At 28.9% G+C, this 26,696-nt stretch carries 31 protein-coding genes; 30 read left to right on the top strand and 1 reads right to left on the bottom strand.

The annotated features are described in order from the left end of the window. The 24 genes from TR13x_RS07000 to TR13x_RS06885 form a co-directional block, all read left to right on the top strand. Positions 1-1,394: aminoacyl-histidine dipeptidase (locus TR13x_RS07000; RefSeq protein ID WP_054871198.1), on the top strand; the 1,394-nt coding region annotated here is incomplete at its 5' end. Positions 1,395-1,413: 19 nt separating this feature from the next. After that, a complete protein-coding gene (locus TR13x_RS06995) occupies positions 1,414-1,737 on the top strand; it encodes a DUF1292 domain-containing protein (RefSeq protein WP_242851739.1) in 324 nt (107 codons plus the stop codon). 31 nt (positions 1,738-1,768) lie between these two features. After that, positions 1,769-3,070: a M18 family aminopeptidase gene (locus TR13x_RS06990; protein WP_054871197.1), complete on the top strand. Its 1,302-nt coding sequence runs from the start codon at positions 1,769-1,771 to the stop codon at positions 3,068-3,070. Positions 3,071-3,102: 32 nt separating this feature from the next. Further along, complete coding sequence (locus TR13x_RS06985) at positions 3,103-3,939, top strand: Cof-type HAD-IIB family hydrolase (protein ID WP_054871196.1); 837 nt, start codon at positions 3,103-3,105, stop codon at positions 3,937-3,939. 69 nt (positions 3,940-4,008) lie between these two features. Beyond that, positions 4,009-4,191 carry a DUF378 domain-containing protein gene (locus tag TR13x_RS06980; RefSeq protein WP_242851738.1) on the top strand — a complete coding sequence of 61 codons (183 nt, stop codon included), beginning with the start codon at positions 4,009-4,011 and terminating at the stop codon, positions 4,189-4,191. Between the two features lie 185 nt (positions 4,192-4,376). Beyond that, entirely contained in the window at positions 4,377-5,672 is a 1,296-nt protein-coding gene (hisZ, locus tag TR13x_RS06975) for an ATP phosphoribosyltransferase regulatory subunit (protein ID WP_054871195.1), read from the top strand. A gap of 12 nt (positions 5,673-5,684) precedes the next feature. Then, a complete protein-coding gene (hisG, locus tag TR13x_RS06970) occupies positions 5,685-6,323 on the top strand; it encodes an ATP phosphoribosyltransferase (protein ID WP_082394824.1) in 639 nt (212 codons plus the stop codon). Between the two features lie 2 nt (positions 6,324-6,325). Further along, positions 6,326-7,615 (top strand): histidinol dehydrogenase, encoded by a 1,290-nt coding sequence (hisD, locus tag TR13x_RS06965; protein WP_054871194.1) that lies wholly within the window; start codon positions 6,326-6,328, stop codon positions 7,613-7,615. Beyond that, positions 7,612-8,670, top strand: coding sequence for a histidinol-phosphate transaminase (gene hisC / locus TR13x_RS06960; protein WP_054871193.1), 1,059 nt, complete (start codon positions 7,612-7,614; stop codon positions 8,668-8,670). The genes hisD and hisC overlap by 4 nt, the downstream gene beginning before the upstream one ends. Next, entirely contained in the window at positions 8,667-9,251 is a 585-nt protein-coding gene (gene hisB, locus TR13x_RS06955) for an imidazoleglycerol-phosphate dehydratase HisB (protein ID WP_054871192.1), read from the top strand. Before hisC ends, hisB begins: the two co-directional genes overlap by 4 nt. Next, a complete protein-coding gene (hisH, locus tag TR13x_RS06950) occupies positions 9,251-9,853 on the top strand; it encodes an imidazole glycerol phosphate synthase subunit HisH (RefSeq protein WP_054871191.1) in 603 nt (200 codons plus the stop codon). The genes hisB and hisH overlap by 1 nt, the downstream gene beginning before the upstream one ends. Further along, positions 9,850-10,572 carry a 1-(5-phosphoribosyl)-5-[(5-phosphoribosylamino)methylideneamino]imidazole-4-carboxamide isomerase gene (gene hisA, locus TR13x_RS06945; protein WP_054871190.1) on the top strand — a complete coding sequence of 241 codons (723 nt, stop codon included), beginning with the start codon at positions 9,850-9,852 and terminating at the stop codon, positions 10,570-10,572. Before hisH ends, hisA begins: the two co-directional genes overlap by 4 nt. A gap of 21 nt (positions 10,573-10,593) precedes the next feature. Continuing rightward, positions 10,594-11,358 (top strand): imidazole glycerol phosphate synthase subunit HisF, encoded by a 765-nt coding sequence (hisF, locus tag TR13x_RS06940; protein WP_054871189.1) that lies wholly within the window; start codon positions 10,594-10,596, stop codon positions 11,356-11,358. A 5-nt stretch (positions 11,359-11,363) separates the two neighbouring features. Further along, positions 11,364-11,993, top strand: a complete 630-nt coding sequence (hisIE, locus tag TR13x_RS06935; protein WP_054871201.1) for a bifunctional phosphoribosyl-AMP cyclohydrolase/phosphoribosyl-ATP diphosphatase HisIE — start codon at positions 11,364-11,366, stop codon at positions 11,991-11,993. Positions 11,994-12,140: 147 nt separating this feature from the next. After that, the gene (locus tag TR13x_RS06930; protein ID WP_054871188.1) at positions 12,141-12,956 is read left to right on the top strand and encodes an FTR1 family protein; all 816 of its coding nucleotides are present in this window, start codon (positions 12,141-12,143) and stop codon (positions 12,954-12,956) included. 172 nt (positions 12,957-13,128) lie between these two features. Continuing rightward, positions 13,129-14,085 carry a TIGR01212 family radical SAM protein gene (locus TR13x_RS06925; RefSeq protein ID WP_054871187.1) on the top strand — a complete coding sequence of 319 codons (957 nt, stop codon included), beginning with the start codon at positions 13,129-13,131 and terminating at the stop codon, positions 14,083-14,085. Positions 14,086-14,158: 73 nt separating this feature from the next. Continuing rightward, on the top strand, positions 14,159-14,569 hold the full coding sequence (locus TR13x_RS06920) for a hypothetical protein (protein ID WP_054871186.1): 411 nt from the start codon (positions 14,159-14,161) through the stop codon (positions 14,567-14,569). Between the two features lie 117 nt (positions 14,570-14,686). After that, positions 14,687-15,325, top strand: coding sequence for a tRNA (guanosine(46)-N7)-methyltransferase TrmB (gene trmB / locus TR13x_RS06915; RefSeq protein ID WP_054871185.1), 639 nt, complete (start codon positions 14,687-14,689; stop codon positions 15,323-15,325). Positions 15,326-15,514: 189 nt separating this feature from the next. Next, positions 15,515-16,873: an RsmF rRNA methyltransferase first C-terminal domain-containing protein gene (locus TR13x_RS06910; protein WP_054871184.1), complete on the top strand. Its 1,359-nt coding sequence runs from the start codon at positions 15,515-15,517 to the stop codon at positions 16,871-16,873. 15 nt (positions 16,874-16,888) lie between these two features. Then, entirely contained in the window at positions 16,889-17,611 is a 723-nt protein-coding gene (locus TR13x_RS06905) for a pseudouridine synthase (protein ID WP_054871183.1), read from the top strand. 235 nt (positions 17,612-17,846) lie between these two features. Continuing rightward, positions 17,847-18,491, top strand: coding sequence for a phosphatidylserine decarboxylase family protein (locus TR13x_RS06900; protein WP_054871182.1), 645 nt, complete (start codon positions 17,847-17,849; stop codon positions 18,489-18,491). Then, positions 18,481-18,996 (top strand): CDP-diacylglycerol--serine O-phosphatidyltransferase, encoded by a 516-nt coding sequence (pssA, locus tag TR13x_RS06895; protein WP_054871181.1) that lies wholly within the window; start codon positions 18,481-18,483, stop codon positions 18,994-18,996. The genes TR13x_RS06900 and pssA overlap by 11 nt, the downstream gene beginning before the upstream one ends. Positions 18,997-19,082: 86 nt before the next feature. Next, positions 19,083-19,634 carry a DUF6648 family protein gene (locus TR13x_RS06890; protein ID WP_054871180.1) on the top strand — a complete coding sequence of 184 codons (552 nt, stop codon included), beginning with the start codon at positions 19,083-19,085 and terminating at the stop codon, positions 19,632-19,634. 71 nt (positions 19,635-19,705) lie between these two features. After that, the gene (locus TR13x_RS06885) at positions 19,706-20,359 is read left to right on the top strand and encodes a DUF4397 domain-containing protein (protein ID WP_054871179.1); all 654 of its coding nucleotides are present in this window, start codon (positions 19,706-19,708) and stop codon (positions 20,357-20,359) included. 46 nt (positions 20,360-20,405) lie between these two features. Here TR13x_RS06885 and TR13x_RS06880 read toward each other — a convergent pair whose 3' ends face one another. Continuing rightward, positions 20,406-20,969 (bottom strand): hypothetical protein, encoded by a 564-nt coding sequence (locus TR13x_RS06880; RefSeq protein ID WP_054871178.1) that lies wholly within the window; start codon positions 20,967-20,969, stop codon positions 20,406-20,408. Between the two features lie 178 nt (positions 20,970-21,147). Here TR13x_RS06880 and TR13x_RS06875 point away from each other — a divergent pair, with 178 nt between their 5' ends. From TR13x_RS06875 to TR13x_RS06850, 6 genes are all read left to right on the top strand, one after another. Next, positions 21,148-22,116, top strand: coding sequence for an RluA family pseudouridine synthase (locus TR13x_RS06875; protein ID WP_054871177.1), 969 nt, complete (start codon positions 21,148-21,150; stop codon positions 22,114-22,116). Positions 22,117-22,188: 72 nt separating this feature from the next. Beyond that, on the top strand, positions 22,189-22,617 hold the full coding sequence (locus TR13x_RS06870; protein ID WP_054871176.1) for a CBS domain-containing protein: 429 nt from the start codon (positions 22,189-22,191) through the stop codon (positions 22,615-22,617). Between the two features lie 85 nt (positions 22,618-22,702). Further along, the gene (locus tag TR13x_RS06865; RefSeq protein WP_054871175.1) at positions 22,703-24,367 is read left to right on the top strand and encodes a nucleoside kinase; all 1,665 of its coding nucleotides are present in this window, start codon (positions 22,703-22,705) and stop codon (positions 24,365-24,367) included. Between the two features lie 69 nt (positions 24,368-24,436). Continuing rightward, the gene (glsA, locus tag TR13x_RS06860) at positions 24,437-25,354 is read left to right on the top strand and encodes a glutaminase A (protein WP_054871174.1); all 918 of its coding nucleotides are present in this window, start codon (positions 24,437-24,439) and stop codon (positions 25,352-25,354) included. A gap of 170 nt (positions 25,355-25,524) precedes the next feature. Next, positions 25,525-25,986 carry an NUDIX domain-containing protein gene (locus tag TR13x_RS06855; RefSeq protein ID WP_054871173.1) on the top strand — a complete coding sequence of 154 codons (462 nt, stop codon included), beginning with the start codon at positions 25,525-25,527 and terminating at the stop codon, positions 25,984-25,986. A gap of 164 nt (positions 25,987-26,150) precedes the next feature. Further along, positions 26,151-26,678: a GerMN domain-containing protein gene (locus TR13x_RS06850; RefSeq protein ID WP_054871172.1), complete on the top strand. Its 528-nt coding sequence runs from the start codon at positions 26,151-26,153 to the stop codon at positions 26,676-26,678. Positions 26,679-26,696: the final 18 nt, after the last annotated feature.

Genomic DNA, 26,696 nt, shown 5'->3' with positions numbered 1-26,696 from the left:
GAATTCCTAGAGGTTCAGGAAATGAAAGGGAAATTAGTGATTATCTTGTTTCTTTTGCTAAAAAGAATAATTTAGAAGTTATACAGGACGATGCGCTTAATGTTATAATTAAAAAAAGCGGAACTTCAGGGTATGAAAATTCACCAATTGTTATTTTGCAGGGTCATATGGATATGGTATGCGAAAAAGACAAAGAAATTGAGCATGATTTTGAAAAAGACCCTTTAAAATTAAGAGTTGACGGTGATTTTGTAAGAGCAACAGGTACAACATTAGGTGCAGACAATGGGATAGCAATAGCTTATTGTTTAGCAATATTAGAGTCAAATGATATACCACATCCACCACTTGAAGTTGTTTTTACTACTGAAGAGGAAACTGGTATGGGAGGAGCTTCAGCTTTAAATCCTTCAATTTTAAAAGGTAAAATACTTATAAATATCGATTCAGAAGAAGAAGGCAAACTTTTAGTAAGCTGTGCAGGCGGAGTGAGAACGAGAGTTATACTTCCTATAGTTAAAAAGCAAGTTGATGAAGAATTAAATACATATAGAATAAAGCTTAAAGGGTTAAAAGGTGGCCATTCAGGTATGGAAATCAATAAAGGTAGAGGTAATGCTAACAAACTTATGGGAAGAGTATTAAAGGATATACAGAAAACGATAAATTTTTATTTAGCAAATATTAGTGGTGGGGCTAAAATGAATGCAATTCCTAGAGAAGCTGAGGTAGTTATATTAACTAACCCACAAAATGAGCAAAAACTAAATGAAAAAGTTAAGTATTGGAATGAAACATTAAGAAATGAATTTAAGTCTACTGATCCTGATGTAAATGTGGAGCTTGAAAAACTGAATGATAATATTGATAGTGTATTTTCAATTGAAACAACAGAAAAAGTAGTAGATTTATTGGTTATGATACCGAATGGTATACAAACTATGAGTATGGAAATACAAGGTTTAGTTCAAAGCTCAACTAACCTTGGAGTAGTAGCTATTAAGGACAATGAAGTAGTGTTTGAAAGTGCAGTTAGAAGTTCAGTAAGAAGCTTAAAGTATGATATAGTATCACAGACAGAAACTGTGGCAAAAGCTATAGGAGCTAAGCTTATTACAGAGTCTGATTATCCTGAATGGCAGTATAATCCTAACTCATATATTCGCAAAATATTTGTTAAAGTATATAAGGATTTATATGGAGAAGAGCCTAAAATTACTGCGATACACGCAGGGTTAGAATGTGGGCTTTTTAAAGAAAAGTTAGGAGATATTGATATGATTTCTTTTGGTCCTAATATGTATGATGTTCATACACCAAATGAACATTTAAGCATATCTTCTACTAAAAGAACATGGGATTATTTGTTAGCAGTATTAAAAGAAATAAAATAAAAGATAAAGGAGAATGAAAATGAAAAAAGATAATAAAGAAATAATGTGCCAATGTGGTTGTAATCATGAACATACTCATGACCATGAACATGATCATGAATATGAGGATTTTCCAAGGATACATCTTATTTTAGAAGATGATAAAGAAGTAGAATGTTTAGTGTTAACGACAATTGAGCTAAGAGACAAAGAATTTGTTGCATTGCTGCCAGTAGGAGAAGAGAGAGTTTTATTATATGAATTTAAAGAAACAGAGGAAGGGATTAACCTTATTAATATAGAAAGCGATGAAGAGTTTGAGCTTGTTTCTAAGGCATTTCTAGAAGAGTTTGGAGATGAATAATATAAAAACATTATTGGGTAGGAGGTAGATTATGACTAAAGAACTAAAGTTAGCACAAGAATTAATAGATTTTATTTATAAAAGTCCAACTCAATATCATGCTGTAAAAAGTATAAAAGAAATTTTAATAAATAAGGGATTTAATGAATTAAAATTAAGAGATAGATGGAACATACAAAAAGGTGGAAAATACTTTGTAACAAAAAATGACTCTGCTTTAGTAGCGTTTGTAGTAGGAAAAGGGGAAATTGAAAAAGATGGGTTTAAGCTAATCGGTGCGCATACTGATGCTCCAACATTTAGAATTAAACCATCACCTGAGATGATATCTGAAGACAGTTATCTTAAATTAAATACAGAAGTATATGGAGGACCTATTTTAAATACGTGGTTTGATAGACCTTTGTCACTAGCTGGTAGAGTAAGTTTAAAAAGTGATAATCCATTATATCCAGAAACTAGACTAGTAAATATTAATAAGCCGATACTCATAATACCAAATTTAGCAATACATATGAACAGAAAAATAAATGAAGGAGTTTCAATAAACAAGCAAAAAGATGTATTACCTATATTATCTCTAATTAATAATAAATTTGAGAAAGATAATTATTTAATTAAATTATTATCTGAACACTTAAATGTAAAACAAGATGATATTATTGATTTTGATCTTTATTTATATGAATTCGAAAAAGGTAAAATTATTGGTCTTAATGAAGAATTTATTTCTTGTGGAAGATTAGACGATTTAGCGATGGTACATGCTGGAATAACTGCATTAGTTAATACAGAAGCTTCAAATGCGACAAATGTAATGGTATGTTTTGATAATGAGGAAGTTGGAAGTCAAACTAAACAAGGTGCAGGATCACCGATATTGATAAATATTTTAGAAAGAATAGTTTATGCATTAGGAAAAGATAAAGAAGATTTCTTTAGAGCAATTTATAGTTCATTTTTAATATCAGCAGATATGGCACATGCAGTTCATCCAAATTCGCCAGAAAAGCATGATCCAGTTAATAAACCTAAAATAAATAAAGGGCCAGTAATAAAGATTAATGCGAATCTTGCATATACCACTGATAGTGATTCTTGTGCTGTATATGAGATGATTTGCAGAAATGCAGGTATTCCTTTACAGAAATTTGTAAATCGTTCAGATGAAAGAGGAGGATCTACTATTGGACCTATTTCATCTAGTCAGTTAGATATACGTTCTATAGATATTGGAAATCCAATGTTAGCAATGCACTCGATAAGGGAGTTGGCAGGGGTTTTAGACCATTATTATGTAACCAAATCTTTTGAAGAATATTTCAAACTATAGTGTATTTTACTTAGTATAAATAGGGTGATGTTGTGAACTATAAATTATTAGCTATAGATTTAGATGGTACACTTTTAACTGATGATAAAAGAATGTTAGAAGAGAACAAAAAAGTATTAACTGCTCTATCTAAAAAAGGATTAGAAATAATAATAGCAACTGGTAGAAGATATTGGTCAGCTAAAAATTTTGCAAAAGAACTAGGTATTGAATTAACGATATTAGCAAACAACGGAAATATTATAAGAAGAATATCAGACGACAGGGTATTAGTTACTAAGTATTTAGAAAAGGAAGATTTTCATCAGATTGTTAAAAAAGGAAGAAACATGGGCTTACATCCAATCTTGCATGTAAATCATTACGAAGAAGGTTATGATTTACTAATAGAAGAAGATGAAGAAGGTAATAAATATTCGAATTATGTTAAAAAGAATATTGTTAGACATAAAAAATTAAAAAACATATTAGATTATGAAGAATCAAGAATATTAGTTATATGTTATGAGAATAGTTATGAAACTTTGAGAAAATTTGAGAAAAAAATACATAAAGAGTACCCACAAAGATTTAACACCCATATTTTAATAAATGGTTCTGATATTGGACCTATACTTGAAATAATGAGCTTAAAAGGGTCGAAATGGCTTTCATTAAGAGATTATGCTAAAGATAAAGGGATTAACGAAAGTCAAATCATAGCTATTGGAGATGATAATAATGATGTTGAAATGGTTGCAAAAGCTGGTTTAGGAATAGCCATGAAAAATGGAACTGAAAAAGTTAAAAAAGCGGCTGACATTATTACCAAAAAGACAAACAATGAAGCGGGAGTAGCTCAGGTACTGAAGGAAATATTTAAGATATAGATTTGTAATATTTTACTACTATTTATAATATGCTTTAATAACAAAATTATTTTGATTGGGGGAGTTGGGGTGTTAAAAGCGATAGCTTCAATATTTATTCTGTTTGGCGCTATCAATTGGGGGCTTTATGGATTGTTTAATTTTGACATAGTATGCTATATTTTTAAAAGCAAAGATTCTATTTTTGCAAGAGTAATTTATGCATTAATAGGACTTTCGGGACTGTACACAATTTTATATATAATTTTTTAACCTAAGCTTTAAGCTTAGGTTTATTCTTTTTTTGAAATAGTAAGGTTAAATTTATATTTTAAAATTTAAATTTTTGTCAAAATTTATATGATTCTATTGACGTAAGCAAAAAAAAATAGTATCATTTACAGAAATGATTTAACGCGTTAAAGTGATAAATAAATAAAGCGAGGTGTAAGGCTGCGATGTTGAGTTTCAAATACCAAACTCCACACGGAGTAAAATATGAACTATATAATGATTATGCGGCTAAGGAGATGATTATAAAGGGTATAAAAGATAATTTTATAAGTTATGGATATAGACAGGTTTCTACTCCTACAATCGAATATTATGATGTATTTTCATTAGTCAAAAGTACCGTTTTAAAAGATGAAATGTTTAAGTTTATAGATAATTCAGGAGAAATATTAGTCTTAAGGCCTGATGTGACAATTCCTATAGCTAGAATGGTTGCAAATAATTATAAAACGAATAAAGATTATTTAAAGTTTTTTTATGTTTCAGAAGTATTTAGAATGAGAAGGAATCAAAATGGAAAAGAAAGGGAGTTTACTCAAGCTGGCATAGAATATTTTGGAAATAATGAGCCTGATGCAGATGCTGAAGTAATTGCAATAGCAATTAAAAGTTTACTTAAAAATGTATCAAATTTTCAGATAGAAATAGGCCATACAGATTTCTATAAAGGGTTATTGTCAGAAATAGATATTGATAGAGTAATTCAAGATAAGCTCAAAGGTCTTATAGAAAATAAAAACTTTGTAGAAATAGAAATATTATTAGATAACTTGGATATTAAGAAGGAAGTTAAAGATATTATAAAACAATTACCAGGTCTTTATGGAGAATTTACTGATGTTTTAAAAAAGTCAAGAAAAATGTGTCTCAATGACAGAATGGCTAGATCACTAGAAAATTTGGAAGCTGTGTATGAGATATTAAATGATTATGGATATAGTCAGCATATATCAATAGATTTAGGATTGATAAACCATTTGGACTACTATACTGGAATTATATTTAAAGGGTATATGGCTAATCATGGGCAGATTATTTTAAATGGTGGAAGATATGACAAGCTGACTGAGCAGTATGGTCATTACATGCCAGCAACTGGTTTTGCAATTAACATAGATGAATTGCTAAACGGTATAAAATCTACTAGTAAGAAGCTTGATAAAGGATATAGTACAGATTATTTAATCCTTTATACAAAAGAAAACAGAAGAGAGGCTTTTAAAATGGCAAATAATCTTAGAGATAAAGGTTTAATAGTTGAAACGGATTTATATAAAAATCTAAAAAAACATATAGACTATGCTGAGAGTAATAAAATAAACACTTTAATTATATATGGCACTGAGAGATTGAAGCTTATTGACCTACAAAAAAATAATTGTATGAATATTGAAATTGAGAGTTTTATGAAGCAATTATATAACAAAGATAAAAATTGTTTTTTAACATCAATACATTAAGGAGGATAGATTGTGGACTACTTAAATATTGCTCTTGCCAAAGGAAGATTAGGAGATAAAGGATATGAAATGTTTAAGAAAATAGGACTAGGTTGTAGTGAAATGGAAAAAAACTCAAGGAAATTAATATTTACAAATGAGGAAAAGAATGTACGCTTTATATTGGTAAAGGCTAGTGATATTCCAGTATATGTAGAGAGAGGAGCAGCTGATCTAGGTGTAGTTGGAAAAGATATTATTATGGAAGAAGAGAGAGACTTTTATGAAATAGCTGATTTAGGTTTTGGAAAATGCAAATTTTCTGTTGCAGCACTTCCTGGATACAAGATAGATAACACTATAAGATCTCTAAAAGTAGCAACAAAGTATCCAAATATAGCGAAGAAATATTTTTCGTCAAAGGGAATACAAATAGATTTAATCAAACTAAATGGTTCAGTAGAGTTGGCTCCTTTAGTTGGTCTTTCAGATGTAATAGTAGATATTGTTGAAACAGGAAGAACTTTAAAAGAAAATGGATTGGTAGTTGTAGAAGATATGTTTCCAATAAGTGCTAGACTGATTGCAAACAAGGTAAGCTATAAAATGAAAAACGAGAGTATAAGAGAAATAATCGATAATATACAAATGATTTTTAGAAAGGAGTTATAAGTATGATAAAGATTATAGAAACAGGAGATAGAGAATCGGTAAAATTAATAAAAGATTTGTTAAATAGAAGCCAGCTTGAATTCGGAGAGGTAAACAAAAGTGTAGAAAAAATACTAGAGGATGTTAAAGAAAATGGCGATACAGCATTATATAAATATACAAAAAAGTTTGATGGTGTAGAATTAGATAATCTTATTGTATCTGATGATGAGATAGATGAAGCATATAATAATTGTGATTTGCAACTTATTGATGCTTTGATGGAAGCTAGAGACAATATCTGGAATTATCACAGTAAACAACTTAAAAATTCATGGATATGGAATAAAGATAAGGGAATAATATTAGGACAAATATATAATCCAATTGAAAAGGTAGGTATATATATACCTGGTGGTACTGCTCCCTATCCATCAACGGTACTTATGAACGCCGTACCTGCTAAAGTGGCGGGTGTAAAAGAGATAATTATGGTAACTCCTCCTTCAAAAAGTGGGAAAGTTAATAAAAATATATTGGCTGCAGCAAAAGTAGCGGGTGTAGACAGGATATTTAAAATTGGAGGTGCACAGGCAATTGGTGCATTAACCTTTGGAACTGAGACTATTCCCAAAGTGGATAAAATTGTGGGGCCAGGTAATATTTATGTAGCTATGGCAAAGAGGATGGTATATGGATATGTTGATATAGATATGATTGCAGGCCCGAGTGAGATATTGATAATTGCTGATAAAAATGCAAATGAAAGATATATAGCGGCTGATATGTTATCCCAGGCTGAACATGATGTACTAGCATCATCTATATTGATAACTACTTCAAAAGAGTTAGCTGGAAAGGTAAGAGATGAAATAGAAAGGCAGGTTAAACAGTTATCCAGAAGGGATATTATAGAAAAAGCTCTTAAAGATTATGGAGTAATTATAGTTGTTAATGACTTAAAAGAGTCAGTTGAGTTATCTAATAAAATTGCACCAGAGCATTTAGAGTTAATGGTGGATAAGCCTTTTGAATTAATCAATAGTATTAAAAATGCAGGAGCAATATTTATGGGTGAGTATTCACCGGAGCCTTTAGGAGACTATTTTGCTGGTCCAAACCATACTCTACCTACAAGTGGTACTGCTAAATTTTTCTCTCCACTAGGGGTCGACGATTTTTATAAAAAATCCAGTATTATATATTATGACAGAGAAAGTCTTAAGAAGTGTAAAGATAAGATTATAAGAATTGCAGAGGAAGAAAGTCTTACAGCTCATGCAAATTCTATAAAAGTGAGGTTTGAAGAATGATAGAGTTACTGGTAAAGAAAAGTATATTGGATTTAAAGCCGTATATACCTAATGATTATAAATATAAATATAAAATGGATGCTAATGAAAGTCCATTTAATTTGCCTGGTAATGTTTTGAAAAGTATTATAAAGAACTTACAAAACTTAGAATTAAACAGATATCCTGATACAGATAGTAGAGTATTGAGGAGAGAAATTTCAAAATATATAGGTGTAAGTTTTAAAAATATAATAGTAGGTAATGGTTCTGATGAGATGATTAATATAATAATCAATACTTTTGCTGATAAAAATGATGTTGTTGTATCTCACTTTCCTACATTTGTAATGTATAGACTTATAAGCAAAATTGCAGGTGTAGAGTATATAGATATACCTACGGATGAAGATTTTAACGTAGATATTGATGCCTTAATACAAACTGCTAATGATAGAGGGGCTAAACTGATATTTTTATGTTCGCCTAATAATCCAACGGGAAACCTTATAACAAAAGAAGAGATTATTAAAGTTATAAATGCAACTAAAAGTGTTGTAGTTGTCGATGAAGCATATTTTGAGTTTGGAGGAAAAACAATAGTACAGGAAGTAAAAAACTTCAGCAGGCTTATAGTGTTAAGAACATTATCTAAGGCTTTTGGAGCTGCTGGAATCAGGACAGGCTATCTGGTGGCTGGAGATAAGATTATAGAAAGACTAAATAGCGTTAAACTGCCGTATAACTTAAATACTATATCTCAACTTATAGCCATAGAGTTACTGAGGAATAAGAGTGAAATTTTAAAGAGAGTTCAATTGATAAATAAAGAAAGAGATAAATTGTACAATGAAATGAAAAAAATAGACGGAATAAAAGTTTATCCTTCGGGGGCAAATTTTATACTTTTTAGGGTAGATAACGGGAAAAAAGTCTTTGAAGGATTGCTAGATAGGGGAGTGAAGGTAAGATTTTTTAGCGAAGGTAGATTGGAAAATCATCTTAGAGTAACGGTAGGAACTCAAGAGGAGAATAAGGTTTTTATAGATGTATTAAAGGAAGTGATAAAAAAATGAGAACTTCGGAAAAAAAGAGAAAAACGATGGAAACAGATATATATTTAAAACTAAACATTGATGGTGAAGGAAGGAGCAATATAGATACGGGAATAGGTTTTTTTAACCATATGTTAAATCTTTTTGTTAGACACGGGTTATTTGATTTAGATTTAAAATGCGAAGGAGATTTATACGTTGATGGCCACCATACTATTGAAGATATTGGTATAACTTTGGGAGAAGCTTTTAAAGATGCTTTAGGAGATAAAGCGGGCATAAAAAGATATGCAAGTGTGTTTACCCCTATGGATGAGTGTCTGTCTTTAGTAGTATTGGATATTAGCGGAAGGCCTTATTTGTCTTTTGATGTAAATATTACAAGGGAAATGGTAGGAGATTTTGATACTGAACTTGTAGAAGAGTTTTTAAGAGCTTTTGTAAATAACAGTAGAATTACACTTCATATAAAAATGATAAATAGTGGGAATACTCATCACATGATAGAGTCAATTTTCAAAGGATTTGGCAGGGCATTAGATATTGCTACTGCTATAGATGATAGAATAAAAGGTGTTATGTCGACTAAGGGGGTTATATAATGATTGCTATTATAGATTATGGTGTTGGCAACCTCAAAAGTGTATATAAAGCTTTAAAAAAGCTTGGACTTGAAGCAAAAATTACGGATGATATTTATGATATAAATAATTCGAAGGGAATAATTTTACCTGGAGTAGGAGCATTTAAAGATGCAATGAAAAATCTAAAAGAAAAAAATTTAATTTTGTGTTTGAAAGAAAATATAAATTTAGGAAAGCCATTGCTTGGGATTTGTCTTGGAATGCAACTTTTATTTGAAAAGAGTTTTGAGGATGGGGAATGGGAAGGTTTAGGAATTTTATCCGGTGAAGTTGTAAAATTTAATGAAAACTTGAAAATTCCCCATATGGGATGGAACAGGTTAAAAATAAATAAAGATAACAAGATTTTAAAGTATATTAAGGAAGGAGATTATGTATACTTTGTCCATTCCTATTATGTAAAAACAAAGGATGATAATGTAATATGCCTATCCGATTATGGAAAGAGATTTCCTGCAATTGTTAGAAAGGAAAATGTATTTGGGATGCAATTTCATCCTGAGAAAAGTGGTAAAACAGGATTAGCCTTACTAAAAGCTTTTGGGGAGATGATTAAATGATAATATTTCCTGCTATTGATATAAAGGATGGAAAGTGTGTTAGGTTAAGACAAGGTCGATTTGATGATGTAACTATATATAGTGATAATCCAGTCGAAATTGCACAAAAGTGGGAGAAAGAAGGATGTCAATATCTGCATTTGGTAGATTTAGATGGTGCAATTCAGGGAATTCCTAATAATTTAGAATTAATTAAGGAAATAGTGAGTTCAGTAAGTATTCCAGTTCAGATAGGTGGTGGAATAAGAAGTAGAAAAACTGTTGACGTATTATTTGAATGTGGAGTTGAAAGGGTGATTATAGGAACTTTAGCAGTTAGAAATCCAGAACTTTTAGAACAATTAATAAGAGATTATGGTAATAGAATTGTAGTTTCTATAGATGCTAATGATGGTTTTGTAGCAGTTGACGGATGGATAAATTTAAGTTCTATTAATTCAATTGAATTTGCAAAGGATTTAGAAAAAATCGGTGTAAAAACAATCGTATATACAGATATATCAAAGGATGGAATGATGAAAGGACCTAACTTTAAAGTATATGAGGAATTAAAGAAAAAGGTTAATATTAATATAATTGCCTCAGGTGGAATTAGTAGCGCAGAAGATGTAAAAAAGTTAAAGGAAATAGGTGTTTATGGTTGTATAGTAGGAAAGGCCATCTATAGTGGAGCAGTAAAGATTACCGAACTGCTTAAATATCAGATAGTTAAGGATTAAATTGTCAATGGGGGTGCTTAAATGCTTACAAAAAGAATAATACCATGTCTTGATGTTAAAGCTGGTAGAGTTGTTAAAGGGACTAAGTTTAAAAACATAAGAGATGTTGATGATCCGGTAGAGCTTGCTAAATATTATAATGCTCAGGGGGCAGATGAATTAGTGTTTTATGATATTACAGCTTCTTATGAAAAAAGGAATATACTTTTAGATGTAGTTGAAAGAACGGCAGAAGAAGTGTTTATTCCGTTTACAGTAGGTGGAGGTATAAGAACTATTGATGATTTTACTGCATTACTTAGGGCAGGAGCAGATAAAATTTCTATCAATTCAGCTGCAGTAAGAAGTCCTAATCTAATAAAGGAAGCTGCATTAAAGTTTGGCTCACAATGTGTCGTACTTTCAATTGATGCAAAAAGGATGGACGGAAAAGAAAGATGGAATGTTTTTATAAATGGAGGAAGACTTGATACGGGCCTTGATGCAATTGAATGGGCTAAACTCGGTGTTAGATTGGGAGCAGGAGAACTTGTAATAAATAGTATAGATGCTGATGGGGTAAAAAGAGGATATGATATTGAGTTAATTAAAATAATTTCTGAAGAAGTTAATGTTCCGGTTATTGCTTCTGGTGGTGCAGGAAAAAAGGAAGATTTTTATGAAGTGTTATATAAAGGGAAGGCCGATGCTGCATTAGCCGCTTCCGTATTTCATTTTAAAGAGATTCTTATACAGGATTTAAAAAAGTATTTAGATAAAAAAGGCATAGCGGTGAGAAAGGGATGAAGCAGATGGAGTTTGTTGAGAAAATAAAGTTTGATTTCAACGGTTTGGTTCCAGCAATAGTACAGGATGTAGAAACTAGAGAAGTTTTAATGCTTGCATATATGAATAAAGAATCTTTACTAAAGACAATTGAAACGGGTAAAACATGGTTTTACAGTAGAAGTAGAAAAAAATTATGGAATAAGGGAGAAACGTCTGGTAATTTTCAAGAGATTGTGGATATGTATTATGATTGTGACGGTGATTCGATACTTATTAAAGTTAAGCAAAAGGGAGTAGCATGTCATACAGGGAGATACTCTTGTTTTTACAATAAGATTTTAGAAACTAGTGCTTTAAGTAATAAAGACAATATAGATAAGTTTGTTAATTATTTATACAAACTAATAGAATATAGGAAAAATAATCCAAAAGAAGGTTCGTATACGAGTTATTTATTTGAAAAAGGTTTAGATAAGATTCTAAAAAAAATAGGAGAAGAAACAAGTGAAGTTATAATTGGAGCTAAAAATAAAAGTAAAGAGGAAGTAATATATGAAATTTCTGACTTAGTGTATCATATTCTTGTTTTGATGGTAGAAATGGGAGTAACGGTAGACGATATCAAAACGGAGCTTCATAAAAGACATAAATAGGCTTAAGATAAAAATATCTTAAGCCTATTTTTTTAAAATGATAAACATTATCAAAAAGACTTGACAATTTTATTACTTCATTATACAATGTAATAGAAAATGAAAATCAATATCAAATAAACATATTAATAAAGGAGAGGTGATCACATGTTTAGTAGTTTTCTATTAATATTTAGAGAAGGTCTTGAAGCAGCATTAATTATCGGTATTATATTAGGTTATTTAGCTAAAATTAACAAACAAAACCTTAATAAATATGTATATGGTGGAGCTGGATTTGCAGTTTTAGCAAGTGCTGTTACTGCTTACTTATTTGAGGTGTTAGCAGGTGGGTTTGAAGGTAGAAGTGAAGAAATATTTGAAGGAATAATAATGCTTGTTGCAGTGGTGATACTTACTTCAATGATTATTTGGATGAAAAACCAGAGTAAAGGTCTAAAAGAAGACCTACATAGAAAGATAGACAGTGCTGTTAGTGACAATAAAGTGTATGGATTAGCATCACTTGCTTTCTTATCAGTATATAGAGAAGGTGTAGAAGTTGTATTGTTCTTTAAAGCACTATCAAGTCAAGTATCATGGTTAAGCTCTTTAATTGGTTCAATTATAGGGCTTATAGCAGCAATTGCTGCAGCATACATTATATTTAAGACTACAATAAAATTAAATTTACAACAATTCTTTAAGGTTACTGGAGGTTTAATAATATTAATTGCAGCAGGACTATTTGCTCATGGAATTCACGAGTTACAGGAAGCCCATGTTATTCCTATAATTGTTGAACATTTATATAATATAAATGGTATATTGAATGAAAAAGGAACTATAGGCTCAATATTAAAGGCTATGTTTGGATATAATGGCAATCCATCTTTAATTGAGGTAATCAGTTATTGGACTTATTTAGGAGTTGTAGGATTAAAGTATTTTAAAAATGAAAATATTGCAAAAGAAAGTGCTTAAATCAAACAGAAAATCTGCTAGCTTATAATTGTTAGCAGATTTTTTATGTTAGTTAAGTACTAAATATAAGTTTTTGTGATAAAATAAATAAAGCCTAATTAAAATAGCAAATAACAAATAACGAATAGCGAGAAACGAATGACGAACAACGAAATTATAATGAGGTGACAGCATGGAAGAAAAAGATTTATATAGAGTATATTCAGTTTATTTAAAAAATAAATATGGAGAAAAAGTCTATAAACTTCCTATAAACTTACCTATTACATGTCCTAATAGAGATGGCTCAGTAGGATATGGAGGCTGTATTTTTTGTGGAGAGGTAGGTGCAGGTTTTGAGAGTTTGTCAAATGTAATTCCAGTGAGAGAGCAAATTTTAACAAATAAAGCGTATATTAAAAAAAAGTATAAAGCTAATAAATTTATAGCTTATTTCCAGAACTTTACAAATACATATATGGATATAGATTTATTTAAGAAAAATATTACAGAAGCTATATTAGACGATATTGTTGAAATTGATATATCTACAAGACCAGATTGTATTTCAGATGAATATTTAGAATTCTTAAAAACAATAAAAAACGATTATGGAATTAATATTACTATAGAATTAGGCTTACAAACTGTTAATTATCATACTTTGAAAAAAATTAACAGAGGTCATACTTTAGCAGAATTTATTGATAGCGTAATTAGAATTAAAAGTTTCGGATTTGAAATATGTACACATTTGATATTAAACCTACCATGGGATACAATGGATGATGTTATTGAAAATGCAAAAATATTGTCTGCTTTGTCAATAAATCAGGTTAAATTGCATTCTTTATATATTGTTGAGAATACCCCTCTTGCGAAACTTTATAAAGAAGGAAGAATACAAATAATATCAAAGGATGAATATATTTTAAGAGTTATTAATTTTTTAGAATATCTGAAATCTGATATTGCTGTACAAAGACTTATAGGAAGGGCTCCTGAAGATAACGCTTTATTTGTTAATTGGAATACAAGTTGGTGGAAGATAAAAGAAGAAATAATTAATAAAATGATAAAGTTAAAAACTTTTCAAGGGAAGAAATGCAGCTATTTAAATGGTAGTGCTCTTGGGAAATTTAAAGAATAGTTTGAAAATTTTAAAGGAATTTTGTGTATTATGACGAAATTATATATAAAAGTGAAAATTGGAGGGGATTAAAATGATTAAATTGGTCTGTGGGAAAAAAGGTACTGGAAAGACTAAACGATTAATAAAAATGGCTAATGAAAGTGCTAAAGAGTCTTTAGGGGATATTGTGTTTATTGATTCAGATGTGAAATATATGTTGGATCTTAATCATAAAATAAGATATATTAATGCCATGGAATTTGAAGTTAAAGGTATCGAAATGTTCCATGGCTTTTTATGTGGTTTAATAGCAGAAGATTATGATATAGAGAAGATTTACATTGATGCAGTGTATAAAATTGTGGATATAGATTTATCATTATTACCTGAATATATTCAAAGGTTAGAAAGCTTGGCTAATAAATTCAAAATAGATTTTATATTAAGTTTGAATATTGAAGAAAAAGATATACCTGAAAGTATAAGGAAATATGTAATATAGACTGGATTTAAAAGATCCAGTCTTTTTGGTTTTAAAATATATGTTTTAAAAAACTATTTGAAATATGTAATAATATATATTAGTATAATAATGACATAATTACATGGAGGTATTTTTATGGGAAGACTAAGGAGAAAGAAAGGTTTATTAGAAAGGCTTTTAGAGAAAGATAATTATTTGGTTAAGAATCCCATTGAATATAAAGGAAAATGGAAAGAGATATTTGATAAAGATAAATTATATATAGAATTGGGGACTGGAAAAGGTCAGTTTATAACAACTTTAGCTGAAAAAAATGAAGATGTTGGATATATTGGAGTTGAGAAAATAGCAGATGTATTGTTTCAAGCTGTAAAAAAGGCAGAGGTTAAAGTATTAAATAATATTAAATTTTTACTTTTTAATGTTAATGAAATAGAAAATATATTTGAAGAAAATGAAGTTGATAGAATTTATATAAACTTTTGTGATCCTTGGCCTAAGAAAAGGCATACTAAAAGGAGATTGACATATAGAGACTTTTTAAATAAATACAAAAAGATATTGAAGCCTAATGGTGAAATTCATTTCAAAACTGATAATGAGAGGCTATTTGAATTTTCATTGAATGAAATGAGTGAATTTGGACTTGAATTAAGAGATATTTCGTTAAATCTTTATAGAGATGGAGATTTAGATACTGTAAAAACAGAATATGAAGAAAAATTTATTAGTCAAGGTAAACCTATATATTTTGTTAGGGCTATAATTAAGTAATGTGGCGGCATAAGCCGCCTTATTTTGTTCTAATCAGTGTAACTTATTAAATTAAAGATTTTGTTACCACACATTTTATTCTACCAATCAGAAAATTTAATAGTAACCACATATTTCAAAAATAATTTATTTGAAAAAGGGTTAAGTTAATTATAAAATATAAAGGAAAAAGTTAAAGTAGGTGGTTTTATGAATTTACCAGAAGAATTTTTGATAAAGATGCAGGGATTATTAGGAAATGAATACAATGATTTTATTAAAAGCTATAGTAAAGAATCATACAAGGGTATAAGAGTAAATACATTAAAATTAAGTGTAGAAGATTTTAAGAAAATATCACCTTTTGATTTAAGGGAGATACCTTGGTGCAGGGAAGGTTTTTACATAGATGATTTTGATAGAGTAAGACCAGGTAAACATCCTTATTATCATTGTGGTTTGTATTATATTCAAGAACCAAGCGCAATGATACCGGTTGAAGTTTTAGATCCAAAGCCAGGGGATAGAGTACTTGATATAAGTGCTGCTCCTGGTGGGAAAGCAACTCAGATTGGTGCAAAATTAAATGGTAAGGGATTGCTTGTTGCTAATGATATAAGTCCTAAAAGAGTTAAAGCGTTAACTAAAAATATTGAAATGTTTGGGATTAGAAATTCTATAGTGACAAATGAAACTCCAGAAAGATTAGCCGAAAAGTTTAAGTACTTTTTTGATAAGATTTTAGTTGATGCCCCTTGTTCAGGGGAAGGTATGTTTAGGAAAGACCCAAAATCAGTTAAGAGTTGGAGTAAATTTTCAGTAAAGCAGTGCTTAAGAATACAGAAAGATATATTAAAGTATATTCCTAGAATGTTAAAGCCAGGTGGTATGTTAGCTTATTCAACTTGCACTTTTTCTCCAGAAGAGAATGAAGGTACAATAGAATGGTTTCTAAGAGAGTTTCCTGAGTTCGAGGTTGTTGATATAAAAAATATTAATGTGTTAGATAGAGGAAGACCTGAATGGGTAGATGGCAGAATAGAAATTAAAGGGACTTTAAGAGCATGGCCACATAAAATCAAAGGAGAAGGTCATTTCATAGCTTTACTTAGAAAAAAAGACGGTCAAATTGAAGAACTTAAGAAATTTAGTAAAAAAAGTTTAAATTGCGGTGTTTATTTAGATTTTGAGGATTTGAATATGAAAATATCATTAAAAGAGAGTCTTCATAGTATAGGAGAAAATTTATATAGTATACCTTGTGAAACACCTGATTTAACTGGTATTAAGGTTGCTAATTTAGGTTTATATTTAGGGAAAATCAAAAAAAATAGATTTGAACCTAGTCAGTCATTAGCTTTAGCTTTTAAAAAAGAAGACTTTAGGAATGTAATAGATTTTTCTAGTGAAAGCATAGAGGCAATTAAATATCTTAAAGGTGAAACATTGATGTTAAGTGACAAAAAGGGATGGAAATTAGTATGTATTGATGGATTTCCTGCAGGATGGGGTAAACAGACTGATAGTTTCCTTAAAAACTATTATCGACCTGAATGGAGAATGAAATAATGACAGGAGGGAGTTATGGATAAAAAGATTAGATTAGATAAAATACTTTCTAATTTAGGTTATGGCAGTAGAAGAGACATAAAGAAAGTGATAAAAAATGGATCAGTAAAAGTAAATGGCGAAATAGTAAAGGATAGTTCATATAAATTAAACCCATATAAAGCTGTAATTGAAATAGATGATACGATTGTTGAGTATAGAGAATTTATTTACTTGATGATGAATAAACCTAAAGGAGTAGTCTCTTCTACAGATGATCCAATATCAAGAACTGTAATTGACTTAATAGATGAAAGGTATAGAGTATTTGATCCTTTTCCAGTAGGAAGGCTAGATAAAGATACAGAAGGATTATTAATTATTTCTAATGATGGTAAATTAGCACATAATTTATTGTCTCCCAAAAAACATGTTGAGAAAAAATATTATGTAGAAGTAGAAGGATATGTTACTGAAGATGATAAAAAAATTTTTACTGAAGGTGTAGTGATAGATGGTGAATATAAAACTATCCCAGCTCAGCTTGAAATTATTGATACAGATAATATATCAAAAGTTTATCTTACTATTAGAGAAGGTAAATTTCATCAAGTTAAGAAAATGTTTAAAGCGGTGAATAAAAAAGTTGTCTACTTAAAAAGAGTTTCTATGGGTAGATTGAATTTGGATGAGACTTTATTACCTGGGGAATATAGAGAATTAACAGAAGAAGAAATATTTTTACTAAATAATTCTTGATGTGATTTGCATATATAAAGGTGCATACATTTATAGTAAACTATTAAAAGCAATAGAGTTAGTTATTGATATTTTTGTTTATTGCTTTATTATAAATAATTTATAATTTGATTATACTCTATGTTTTGATATATAATAAATAAATATATGTTTATACAGTTGTTGACAAAATGGTTGTTAGCCAAATTACTAAAGAAAATCATTATATGAATTTAGCAAAAGAAAGGGGTCTAAAATGAGGAATTTTATTATTTCACCTGATGGCTTTCCTTATATTTTATCTTTATTAGCTATTACTATTATAACTGGATTTATAAGTATATATGCAGCAATTATACCATTTATACTTTTAATATTTGTAACCTTCTTTTTTAGAAATCCGCCTAGAAAAATAAAAAGAGATGACAAAATTATTTTATCACCAGCAGATGGTAAAATTTTAAGCATAACTGAAATTAATGAAGATGAATATCTTAAATGTAAAGCCGTTAAAGTAAGTATTTTTTTATCCTTATTTAATGTGCATGTAAACAGAACTCCAATATCAGGTAAAGTTGAATATATAAACTACAGGCCAGGGAAGTTTTTACCAGCTTTTAAAAGCCATGCTTCTGAAATTAATGAGAGAAACACTATAGGGTTAAATAATGGGAATATTAAAGTTTTAGTACATCAGATTACTGGTTTTATTGCAAGACGAATAGTTAGCTGGGTTAGAACAGGAGATGTTTTAGAGCAAGGTCAGCTTTATGGATTAATTAAGTTTGGCTCATGTACCGAAGTTGTAATTCCAAAAGATAAAGTAGAATTAAAAGTTAAGGAAGGCGAAGTTGTAAAAGGCGGAATAACAGTAATTGGAGTGATTAAAGATGAAAATTAAAGGGTATATCCCCAATCTATTTACTTTTTTAAATCTATCATTAGGAATACTAGCAATATTGTACATTATTCAAGATAACTATTATATTTCTTCTTTACTTATTTTATTGGCTGCTTTATTAGATAGATATGATGGTAAAATAGCTAGAATGTTTAATGCAACTTCAAGCATAGGTAAAGAATTAGATTCTCTGTGTGATTTAATTTCGTTTGGAGTTGCACCATCAATATTAATTTGGCATAGTCAGCTTATTGATATAGGTGTTTTAGGTATAATAATAACAATTTTATTTGCTATTGCTGGAGCTTACAGGTTAGCTAGATATAATGTTATAGATTTTGATGGCATATATATTGGGATACCAATTACTTTATCGGGAGGTATATTGGCTATAACTTCTTTATATACAATAAAGTATAAGCTTAATGTATATGTTTTAATGTTTATAATGTTAACACTATCATATGCAATGGTAAGTAGTAAAATAAAATTAAAAAAGAGGTAAATTATTACTGATAAGATGTTTTTAAATTATGATATAATTAATATGTAGTCATAGTCAAACAGCAATTATTAGATAGGGTGTTAGTTGTGGTATATTGTAAAAGAGAAAGTTTATTCGATAAGTTTTTCAATCATAGAGATGCACTTATTATTCAATATATTAATGGTGATATAACTAAAAGAGAATTTTTAAAATTAAACTTTGAGTATATACAAAAAATGAATGTAAAACCGTTTACTAGGATAGATAGTTTTGAAAAAGGAATGTATAATTATCAGTACTATAATATGCTAGCAAAATATTATTACATGACGGCAATGGATATTAAAAAAAGAAATAGGCATTTTGATTATTATAGAGCCTGTATTGATGAAGCAAATTACTATTATAACTTAAAGGACAGAGCTACATTGAAACTACTTAGGTTTTTAAAATTTCAAAATGTAGAAGCATATTTTATTAAAGTACAATCTAGATTTCTTAAGGATAAATTATATGAAATAGATTTAAAAGATTATGAAAATGCAATTTTACATTCAAAAAGTCCATGGCTTTTAAAAATTCTTAAGGACGAAGGTGTATTTTTTGAAGGTGTAAGAAAATCATTAATTGATAGTTATATTAATGAAAAATATTAGTTACAAAAATTTACCTACTGCATATATTGTACTAGCAGTAGGTAAATTCTTTTTTAGGGAGATGATTTTAGATGTATGAATGGAGTTATAATCCTAATTTTTTCTACAATTCTATGAATAGGATGCATTCATACGTACGTTTTTTACATGCTTCTCCAGGCACATTTAATATAGATATTTTAATGAATAACAAAGATGTATCTACAAATCTTTCTTATAAAGATTTTACAGAATATTTTCCTATTTATCATGGTAGATATAATATTAAAGTTTTTCCAGCAGGTAATAGAACTAAGGTTTTAATTGATACAGATATAAATATTCCACCAGGCTCTATTTTTACTGTATCGGTTATTGGAAAGTTAGAAGATATATCTTTATATCCTATTTTAGACCCGAGATTGCCTATACCGATGGGTAAAGTATGCTTAAGATTTATTCACCTATCACCAGATACACCACTAGTAGATGTTAGACTGTCTAATGGTGCTGTTTTATTTTCTAATATAGGTTATAAGCAAATAACAAATTATATATTATTAGCTCCTGCAACCTATAGCTTTGATATTTATTTAGCAGGAACTAATAAAAGAATTTTATATGTTCCAAATGCATCGCTAAGACCAAGTAAGTTCTATTCAATATATTTTGTAGGGTTATCAAAGCAAGAGCCACCATTACAAGTATTAATACCACTGGATGGAAATTCATATCTTGGATTTTAGCTAACTTAAATTAAGGAGCCTAAGTAATATTGGTATTACTTAGGCTCTAAATTGCTCCTGCAATAATTTTTATTATTTTATCTAATGAACTATTACTTTCAATTTTAAAGCTACCTGCTTTAAGTTTTGTATCTAGTTTTAATTCTTTAGCCCTATTTAAAAATTCGGTTTTACTGTTAATTAAACCTTCTTTTAATAATATTTCAGCAATAGCAGGGCCTAAAGAACCTTTTGGTATCTTAATAACAACTATTTTATTATTTTGTGTGTCGTTTAAATTCGCATCCTTTTCAGATTCATTAAAATCTATTTGGTTATTTTCATTATCATTTTGAGTAGAATCATTTATTTCAGTATCATCTATTGGATTTTCAGACATATTATTTTCAGATATATCTATAGAAGTATTTTCGTTAATAGATGTAATACTACTATTATTTTTATTTGCATCTTCAGAGCTAATTAGTGGAGCTTTTACTAAGTTATCTGCAAATAGAATATCTAATCTCCAACCTATAATTCCAATAACTATAACTATTACTCCGATTATTATCACGTGATCTATGATATCGTACAAAAAGTCTTTAAATTTTTCAATAAAATTTTTCAATTTAGTCACCCCAAATAATGTTTTCTAACAAAATGATATCATATAAGGTAGTATAATTTCAATAAATAGAACTGATATGTATCTGTAATTTGTTGACAATTGAAAAAAATAATGTTTAAATAGAAAAAAATATAGATGATTTTAGCCTATTATTCTACAAATGAGAAAGGAGACGATTATGAAAGAGGTAATTATAAACAAAAACGAAAGCAATCAAAGATTAGATAGATTCTTAAAAAAATATATGCCTAAAGCCTCTAAAGGATTTTTATATAAGATGCTGAGAAAAAAAAGGATAAAGCTAAACGGTAAAAAAGCAAATCCGAATGATGTTATTAAAGAAGGAGATGTATTAAGCTTATACTTATCTGAAGACACGATAAATAAATTTAAAGAAGAATTTAAAATACAAAACAATAAAGTAGATATAGATATAGTATATGAGGATGAAAATATTATTTTAATAAATAAGCCTAAAGGAATGTTATCGCATTCTGATAGAGTAGATAGTAAAAATGACGTTGTAAATGCGTTAATAAGTTATTTATACAGTAAAGGTGAATATAATCCTAATGAAGAAAAGACTTTTATACCATCTATATGTAATAGACTAGATAGAAATACAAGTGGGATTATAATTGGAGCTAAAAATTTTACAACACTACAATTAATGAACAAAGCTATAAGAGAGAAAAAAATAAAAAAATATTATAAATGTATTGTAAAAGGGAAAATACAGAAAGATTTTAATATAAAGGGTTATATGTTAAAAGATACAAAAAAAAATAAAGCAAAGATTTTTCAAAACTATGTAAATGGGGCAAAAAAAATTGAAACAGGTATAAAAGTCTTGAAAAACAATGATAAATATAGTCTACTTGAGATTGATTTGATTACTGGAAGAACGCATCAAATTAGAGCTCATTTGTCTTATTTAGGACATCCTATTATTGGAGATATAAAATATGGAGATATTACTACAAATAGATTTTTCAAGGAAGAATATAATTTAGATAGTCAGTTTTTACATTCATATAAGATAAAATTTAATGGATTAGATGATTACCTAGCGTATTTAAATGGTAAAAGTTTTACTGCTAGTTTAGATGATTTATATAAAAAAATTATTAAACAACTATTTAGTTGATATTTTTGATATGTTTAAAAAATGATTTTTTGCATATCCTAATTGTGAGTAATCACAAGGAGGGTGAAAAGTTTGAAAGTAAGAGAAGTAATGACTACTAATGTTTCAGTTGCTAGAGAAAACAGCACAATAAAAGAAGTAGCAGACCAGATGAAAAGTCTAAATGTTGGTTCTATTCCAGTATGTGACAGCTCTAATAGACCTATAGGGATAGTAACAGATAGAGATATTGTTATTAGAGGATTAACGTCTGGAAGAGACAATTCTACACCTGTATCTAGTGTTATGACAACAAATGTAATATCTGTTTCTCCAGACACAGATATTCATGAAGCAGCAAGAATTATGGCTGATAATCAAATCAGACGACTTCCTGTTGTTGAAAATGGTAAACTTGTAGGTATATTATCAATTGGAGACCTTGCTGTAAGAGATATATATGTAAATGAAGCAGGAGATGCATTATCAAGTATTTCAGAACCAAGTAGACCAATGAAATAGTTCCTTTTTATAGGAACTATTTTTTTGCAGGATGTTATATATTTAACTATTGGGGTATTAAATATAATGTTAAGGGGGGAATGAAATGGCAGAAAAGATTAAAGTTAAATTAAAAGGTATAGGAGAATTTACTTTTAATAAAGGTATAAAGATTATTGATATAATAAAATTAATAAAAGTAGATGATGAGAAAAAATATTTAGGTGCTATAGTTGAAAATGAAGTTAGACACTTAGAATATCCTTTAATTAGTGATTGTAGTGTTGAGCTTTTGGATATTACTCATAAAGATGGATTGAGGATATACTCAAGAACTCTTTCTTTTATTTATATAAAAGCTTGTAAGGATTTGTTTCAAGATGCAAATATAACAATAGAACATTCATTGAGCAAAGGGTTATACAGTGAAATACATAAAGAGAATAATCTGACATTGGATGAAGTAAAAAGGATAAAAACTAGAATGCAAGAAATTATCAGTAAAGATATAAAAATAAAAAGAGAACTGATTAGTACTGACAGAGTGATACAAATTTTCACAAAGCAGAAAATGTTTGATAAGATAAATTTAATAAAAAACTTAAATAAAGAAAAAATGCATTTGTACAGTTTAGAAGATTATTATGACTCTTTTTATGGTTATTTAGCACCTTCAACTGGATATATCAACAGTTTTGATTTAATATATTATCATCCTGGATTAATATTAATGTTTCCAAGGAAAGAAAGTAATTTTAAAATCCCTAAGTTTGAGCAGCAGAATAAATTAGCCAAAGTTTTTAAAGAAGCAGAAACTTGGGGTGATATATTAGATATAGGATATGTTAGTAATTTGAATGAAAGAATATTAAATGGCACTATAGAGAATATAGTTTTAATATCTGAAGCATTACATGAGAAGAAAATTGCATATATAGCTGATAAGATAGCCGAAGATGAAGATAAAAGAATAATATTAATAGCTGGGCCATCTTCGTCTGGTAAAACTACTTTTGCGCAAAGATTATCAATTCAATTACAGACTAGTGGGAAAAAGCCTATTTCTATTTCATTGGACGATTATTTTGTCAATAGAGAGAATACTCCTAAAGATGAGAATGGAGAGTATGATTTTGAATCGATTGAAGCGATAGATATTGAAAAATTTAATGAAGATTTATTAAAACTTATTGCTGGTGAAGAAGTACATTTGCCAACATACAATTTTATTAAAGGAGTAAGAGAATATAAAGGTAGAATTTTAAAAATAGAAAAGGATCAACCAATAATAATAGAGGGTATTCATGGTCTTAATGATAAGTTGACTTTAGCTATACCTAAAAAGAATAAGTTTAAGATTTATGTAAGTGCATTGACTCAGCTTAATATTGATTCACATAATAGAATACCAACTACGGATTTAAGGCTTATAAGAAGAATTGTAAGAGATAGTAAATATAGAGGTAATGATGCAGAGAGAACTTTACAATTATGGGATTCTGTTAGAAGAGGAGAAGAAAAAAATATATTTCCATTTCAAGAAGAGGCAGATGTTATGTTTAATTCAGCTTTAGTATATGAATTAGCAGTACTAAAAAAGTATGCAATACCTTTATTGGAAAAGGTCAGCAAAGATGTACCATATTATGCGGAAGCTAAAAGACTATTAAAGTTTTTAAGTTATTTTAAAGATATAGATGATGAATCGATAATTCCAAATACTTCTATATTAAGGGAGTTCATTGGAGGCAGTTGTTTTAGAAAGGAATAGTCCTATTGACTATTCCTTTTATTTGTACTATCTTTATTATGTGTATAATAAAGATAGGAGATGAGATAGTTGAATGAGTTACTAAATAGAATAATAGAAAAAAACAGAGATATAACTAGTAGAGGAAAGGTAGCCACATATATACCTGCATTAAGTAAAGCAAATCCAAAGCATTTAGGAATTTGTGTAGCTGATATACAAGGTAATATCTATACAGCAGGTGAATATAGTATTAAATTTACGCTACAGAGTATTTCGAAAACGATTTCCTTAATGTTGGCTATAATGGATAATGGAGAAGAAGAAGTGTTTAAAAAAGTAGGAATGGAACCTACAGGAGATGCATTTAATTCAATAGTAAAACTAGAAATGATAAATCCGTCAAAACCACTAAATCCAATGATTAATGCAGGAGCAATTGCAATAGCGTCTTTAATAAAAGGGAAAGATGGAGACGAAAAATTTCAAAGGCTACTTAATCTTTTTAAAAAAATAACTGGTAATGATGATTTAAAAGTTAACCAAGAAGTATATTTATCAGAGAAAAGAACAGGTGATAGAAATAGATCTATGGCGTACTTTATGAGAGATGTTGGAATACTAGAAGGGGATGTAGAGGAGATTCTTGACGTATATTTTAAACAGTGTTCAATAGAAGTAGATTGTGTTGATATAGCTAAGATAGGACTTTTTTTAGCTAATAAAGGGAGAGTGCCACATACATCTGAAAAGATAGTTTCTGAGCATATAGCTAGAATAGTTAAGACATTTATGGTTACCTGTGGAATGTATAATGCATCAGGCGAGTTTGCGATAAAAGTTGGAATACCAGCTAAAAGTGGCGTTGGTGGAGGAATTATGGCTGCAGTACCTCATAAAATGGGTATTGGTGTATATGGACCAGCATTAGATGAAAAAGGTAATTCTATAGGCGGGTACGAAGTATTAAAAGAATTGTCTAGAGAGTTAAATTTAAGTATTTTTTAAAAGATTTCCTGATTAAGCAGGAAATTTTTTTTATACGCCGAAATTATTAAAATAGTCAGAATATACAGAAAATTTTTGTTTAAAATAGATATGTAAACTTATGTACTTTTATTGGGTATATTTCATAAATTAATTCTATAAAGATAATTTAAAGATAGTAGGTGATAAATTTGAAAAAGTATTATGAAATTAAAGGACATAGTGGAGACATTAAAATCTTTTTATCAGAAGAAGCTAAAAATAATTTAGAAGATTCAATTGGATCTTTAGTAGTACTATTCTATAATGGAAATTTAGTTATGACTTATCATCCTAAGAGAAGAGGATGGGAATTTCCTGCTGGCATAAGAGAAGAAGGAGAAACAGTCTTAGAATGCGCCACTAGAGAAACCTATGAAGAAACAGGAGCTGAATTATCAGAAATACAATCTATTGGATATTATACAGTACAAAGAGAAAATGAGATATTTAAATATGCTATATTTATAGGAGAAGTTGAGAAGTTTAATCCTAAGCCAAGATGGAGTGAAACTGATTTGGTAAAATTGTTTGATAGATTGCCAGAAAACATATCTTATGACGATGATGTATATAGCATAATAATAAATTACATTAAACATAGCAAAAAATAGTAAACTACTAGCCCTTTGAGCTAGTAGTTTCTTTATATACCTAGTACCCAGTACCAAGTACCTAGCACCAAGTACCTAGTATCCAGTACCCAAAATATTAACATAAATTAAAGAAAAAGTGGTATAATTAAATAAAGAGTCAGCTTGCAATTGGAGGTTATAGCATGGTAAGAAAGATATCAGTTTTTATACTGGTTATTTTAATCATATTTAATCTATCAGCTTGCAGTCAGCCTGAAAAGAATATAGATGATAATACTAAAGATGTTAAAGAAATAAAAGAAGAAAAAGATATAACATTATATTTTGCTGATGATAAGCTTATGAATTTAGTAGCAGAGAAAATAAAGGTACAAATAGATCAAGAACCATTAGAAGAAGTTATTTTAAATAATCTTAAACAAGGTCCTAAAAACGAAAAACTTAGAAGAACAATAGCTCCACATATACAGATATTAGGAGTAGATGTTGTTGATAGTATTGCACAAGTAAATATTTCGAGTAGTGGATTGCGTGGAGGTTCAACAGAGGAAGCATTTCTTATAGCATCTATTGTAAAGTCATTGACAGAATTAGATTACATAGATAAAGTTCAGTTTTTAGTAGATGGTAAGAAGGTAGAAACTTTGATGGGACATATTTATGTAAAAGAACCTTTTACGAGAGAATCAGTTCAAAATATTATAAGTTAAAAAAGGGATGCTTTAAGC

Origin of the sequence: Caloranaerobacter sp. TR13 (assembly GCF_001316435.1) — a bacterium.
Lineage (GTDB): Bacteria > Bacillota > Clostridia > Tissierellales > Thermohalobacteraceae > Caloranaerobacter.
The sequence above is the reverse complement of the archived record's forward strand: the minus strand, read 5'-3'. Positions and strand labels throughout refer to the sequence as shown.

Excerpts from the sequence above, each read along its gene's own strand:
- TR13x_RS06905 (WP_054871183.1), top strand. The coding sequence starts at position 16,889 with ATGGATAAAAAGATTAGATTAGATAAAATACTTTCTAATTTAGGTTAT.
- hisC (WP_054871193.1), top strand. The coding sequence starts at position 7,612 with ATGATAGAGTTACTGGTAAAGAAAAGTATATTGGATTTAAAGCCGTAT.
- hisB (WP_054871192.1), top strand. The coding sequence starts at position 8,667 with ATGAGAACTTCGGAAAAAAAGAGAAAAACGATGGAAACAGATATATAT.
- TR13x_RS06995 (WP_242851739.1), top strand. The coding sequence starts at position 1,414 with ATGAAAAAAGATAATAAAGAAATAATGTGCCAATGTGGTTGTAATCAT.
- TR13x_RS06920 (WP_054871186.1), top strand. The coding sequence starts at position 14,159 with ATGATTAAATTGGTCTGTGGGAAAAAAGGTACTGGAAAGACTAAACGA.
- hisA (WP_054871190.1), top strand. The coding sequence starts at position 9,850 with ATGATAATATTTCCTGCTATTGATATAAAGGATGGAAAGTGTGTTAGG.
- TR13x_RS06990 (WP_054871197.1), top strand. The coding sequence starts at position 1,769 with ATGACTAAAGAACTAAAGTTAGCACAAGAATTAATAGATTTTATTTAT.
- TR13x_RS06885 (WP_054871179.1), top strand. The coding sequence starts at position 19,706 with ATGTATGAATGGAGTTATAATCCTAATTTTTTCTACAATTCTATGAAT.
- hisZ (WP_054871195.1), top strand. The coding sequence starts at position 4,377 with ATGTTGAGTTTCAAATACCAAACTCCACACGGAGTAAAATATGAACTA.
- TR13x_RS06875 (WP_054871177.1), top strand. The coding sequence starts at position 21,148 with ATGAAAGAGGTAATTATAAACAAAAACGAAAGCAATCAAAGATTAGAT.
- TR13x_RS06865 (WP_054871175.1), top strand. The coding sequence starts at position 22,703 with ATGGCAGAAAAGATTAAAGTTAAATTAAAAGGTATAGGAGAATTTACT.
- TR13x_RS06900 (WP_054871182.1), top strand. The coding sequence starts at position 17,847 with ATGAGGAATTTTATTATTTCACCTGATGGCTTTCCTTATATTTTATCT.
- TR13x_RS06910 (WP_054871184.1), top strand. The coding sequence starts at position 15,515 with ATGAATTTACCAGAAGAATTTTTGATAAAGATGCAGGGATTATTAGGA.
- hisH (WP_054871191.1), top strand. The coding sequence starts at position 9,251 with ATGATTGCTATTATAGATTATGGTGTTGGCAACCTCAAAAGTGTATAT.
- pssA (WP_054871181.1), top strand. The coding sequence starts at position 18,481 with ATGAAAATTAAAGGGTATATCCCCAATCTATTTACTTTTTTAAATCTA.
- hisD (WP_054871194.1), top strand. The coding sequence starts at position 6,326 with ATGATAAAGATTATAGAAACAGGAGATAGAGAATCGGTAAAATTAATA.
- TR13x_RS06850 (WP_054871172.1), top strand. The coding sequence starts at position 26,151 with ATGGTAAGAAAGATATCAGTTTTTATACTGGTTATTTTAATCATATTT.
- TR13x_RS06925 (WP_054871187.1), top strand. The coding sequence starts at position 13,129 with ATGGAAGAAAAAGATTTATATAGAGTATATTCAGTTTATTTAAAAAAT.
- hisF (WP_054871189.1), top strand. The coding sequence starts at position 10,594 with ATGCTTACAAAAAGAATAATACCATGTCTTGATGTTAAAGCTGGTAGA.
- hisIE (WP_054871201.1), top strand. The coding sequence starts at position 11,364 with ATGGAGTTTGTTGAGAAAATAAAGTTTGATTTCAACGGTTTGGTTCCA.
- TR13x_RS06930 (WP_054871188.1), top strand. The coding sequence starts at position 12,141 with ATGTTTAGTAGTTTTCTATTAATATTTAGAGAAGGTCTTGAAGCAGCA.
- trmB (WP_054871185.1), top strand. The coding sequence starts at position 14,687 with ATGGGAAGACTAAGGAGAAAGAAAGGTTTATTAGAAAGGCTTTTAGAG.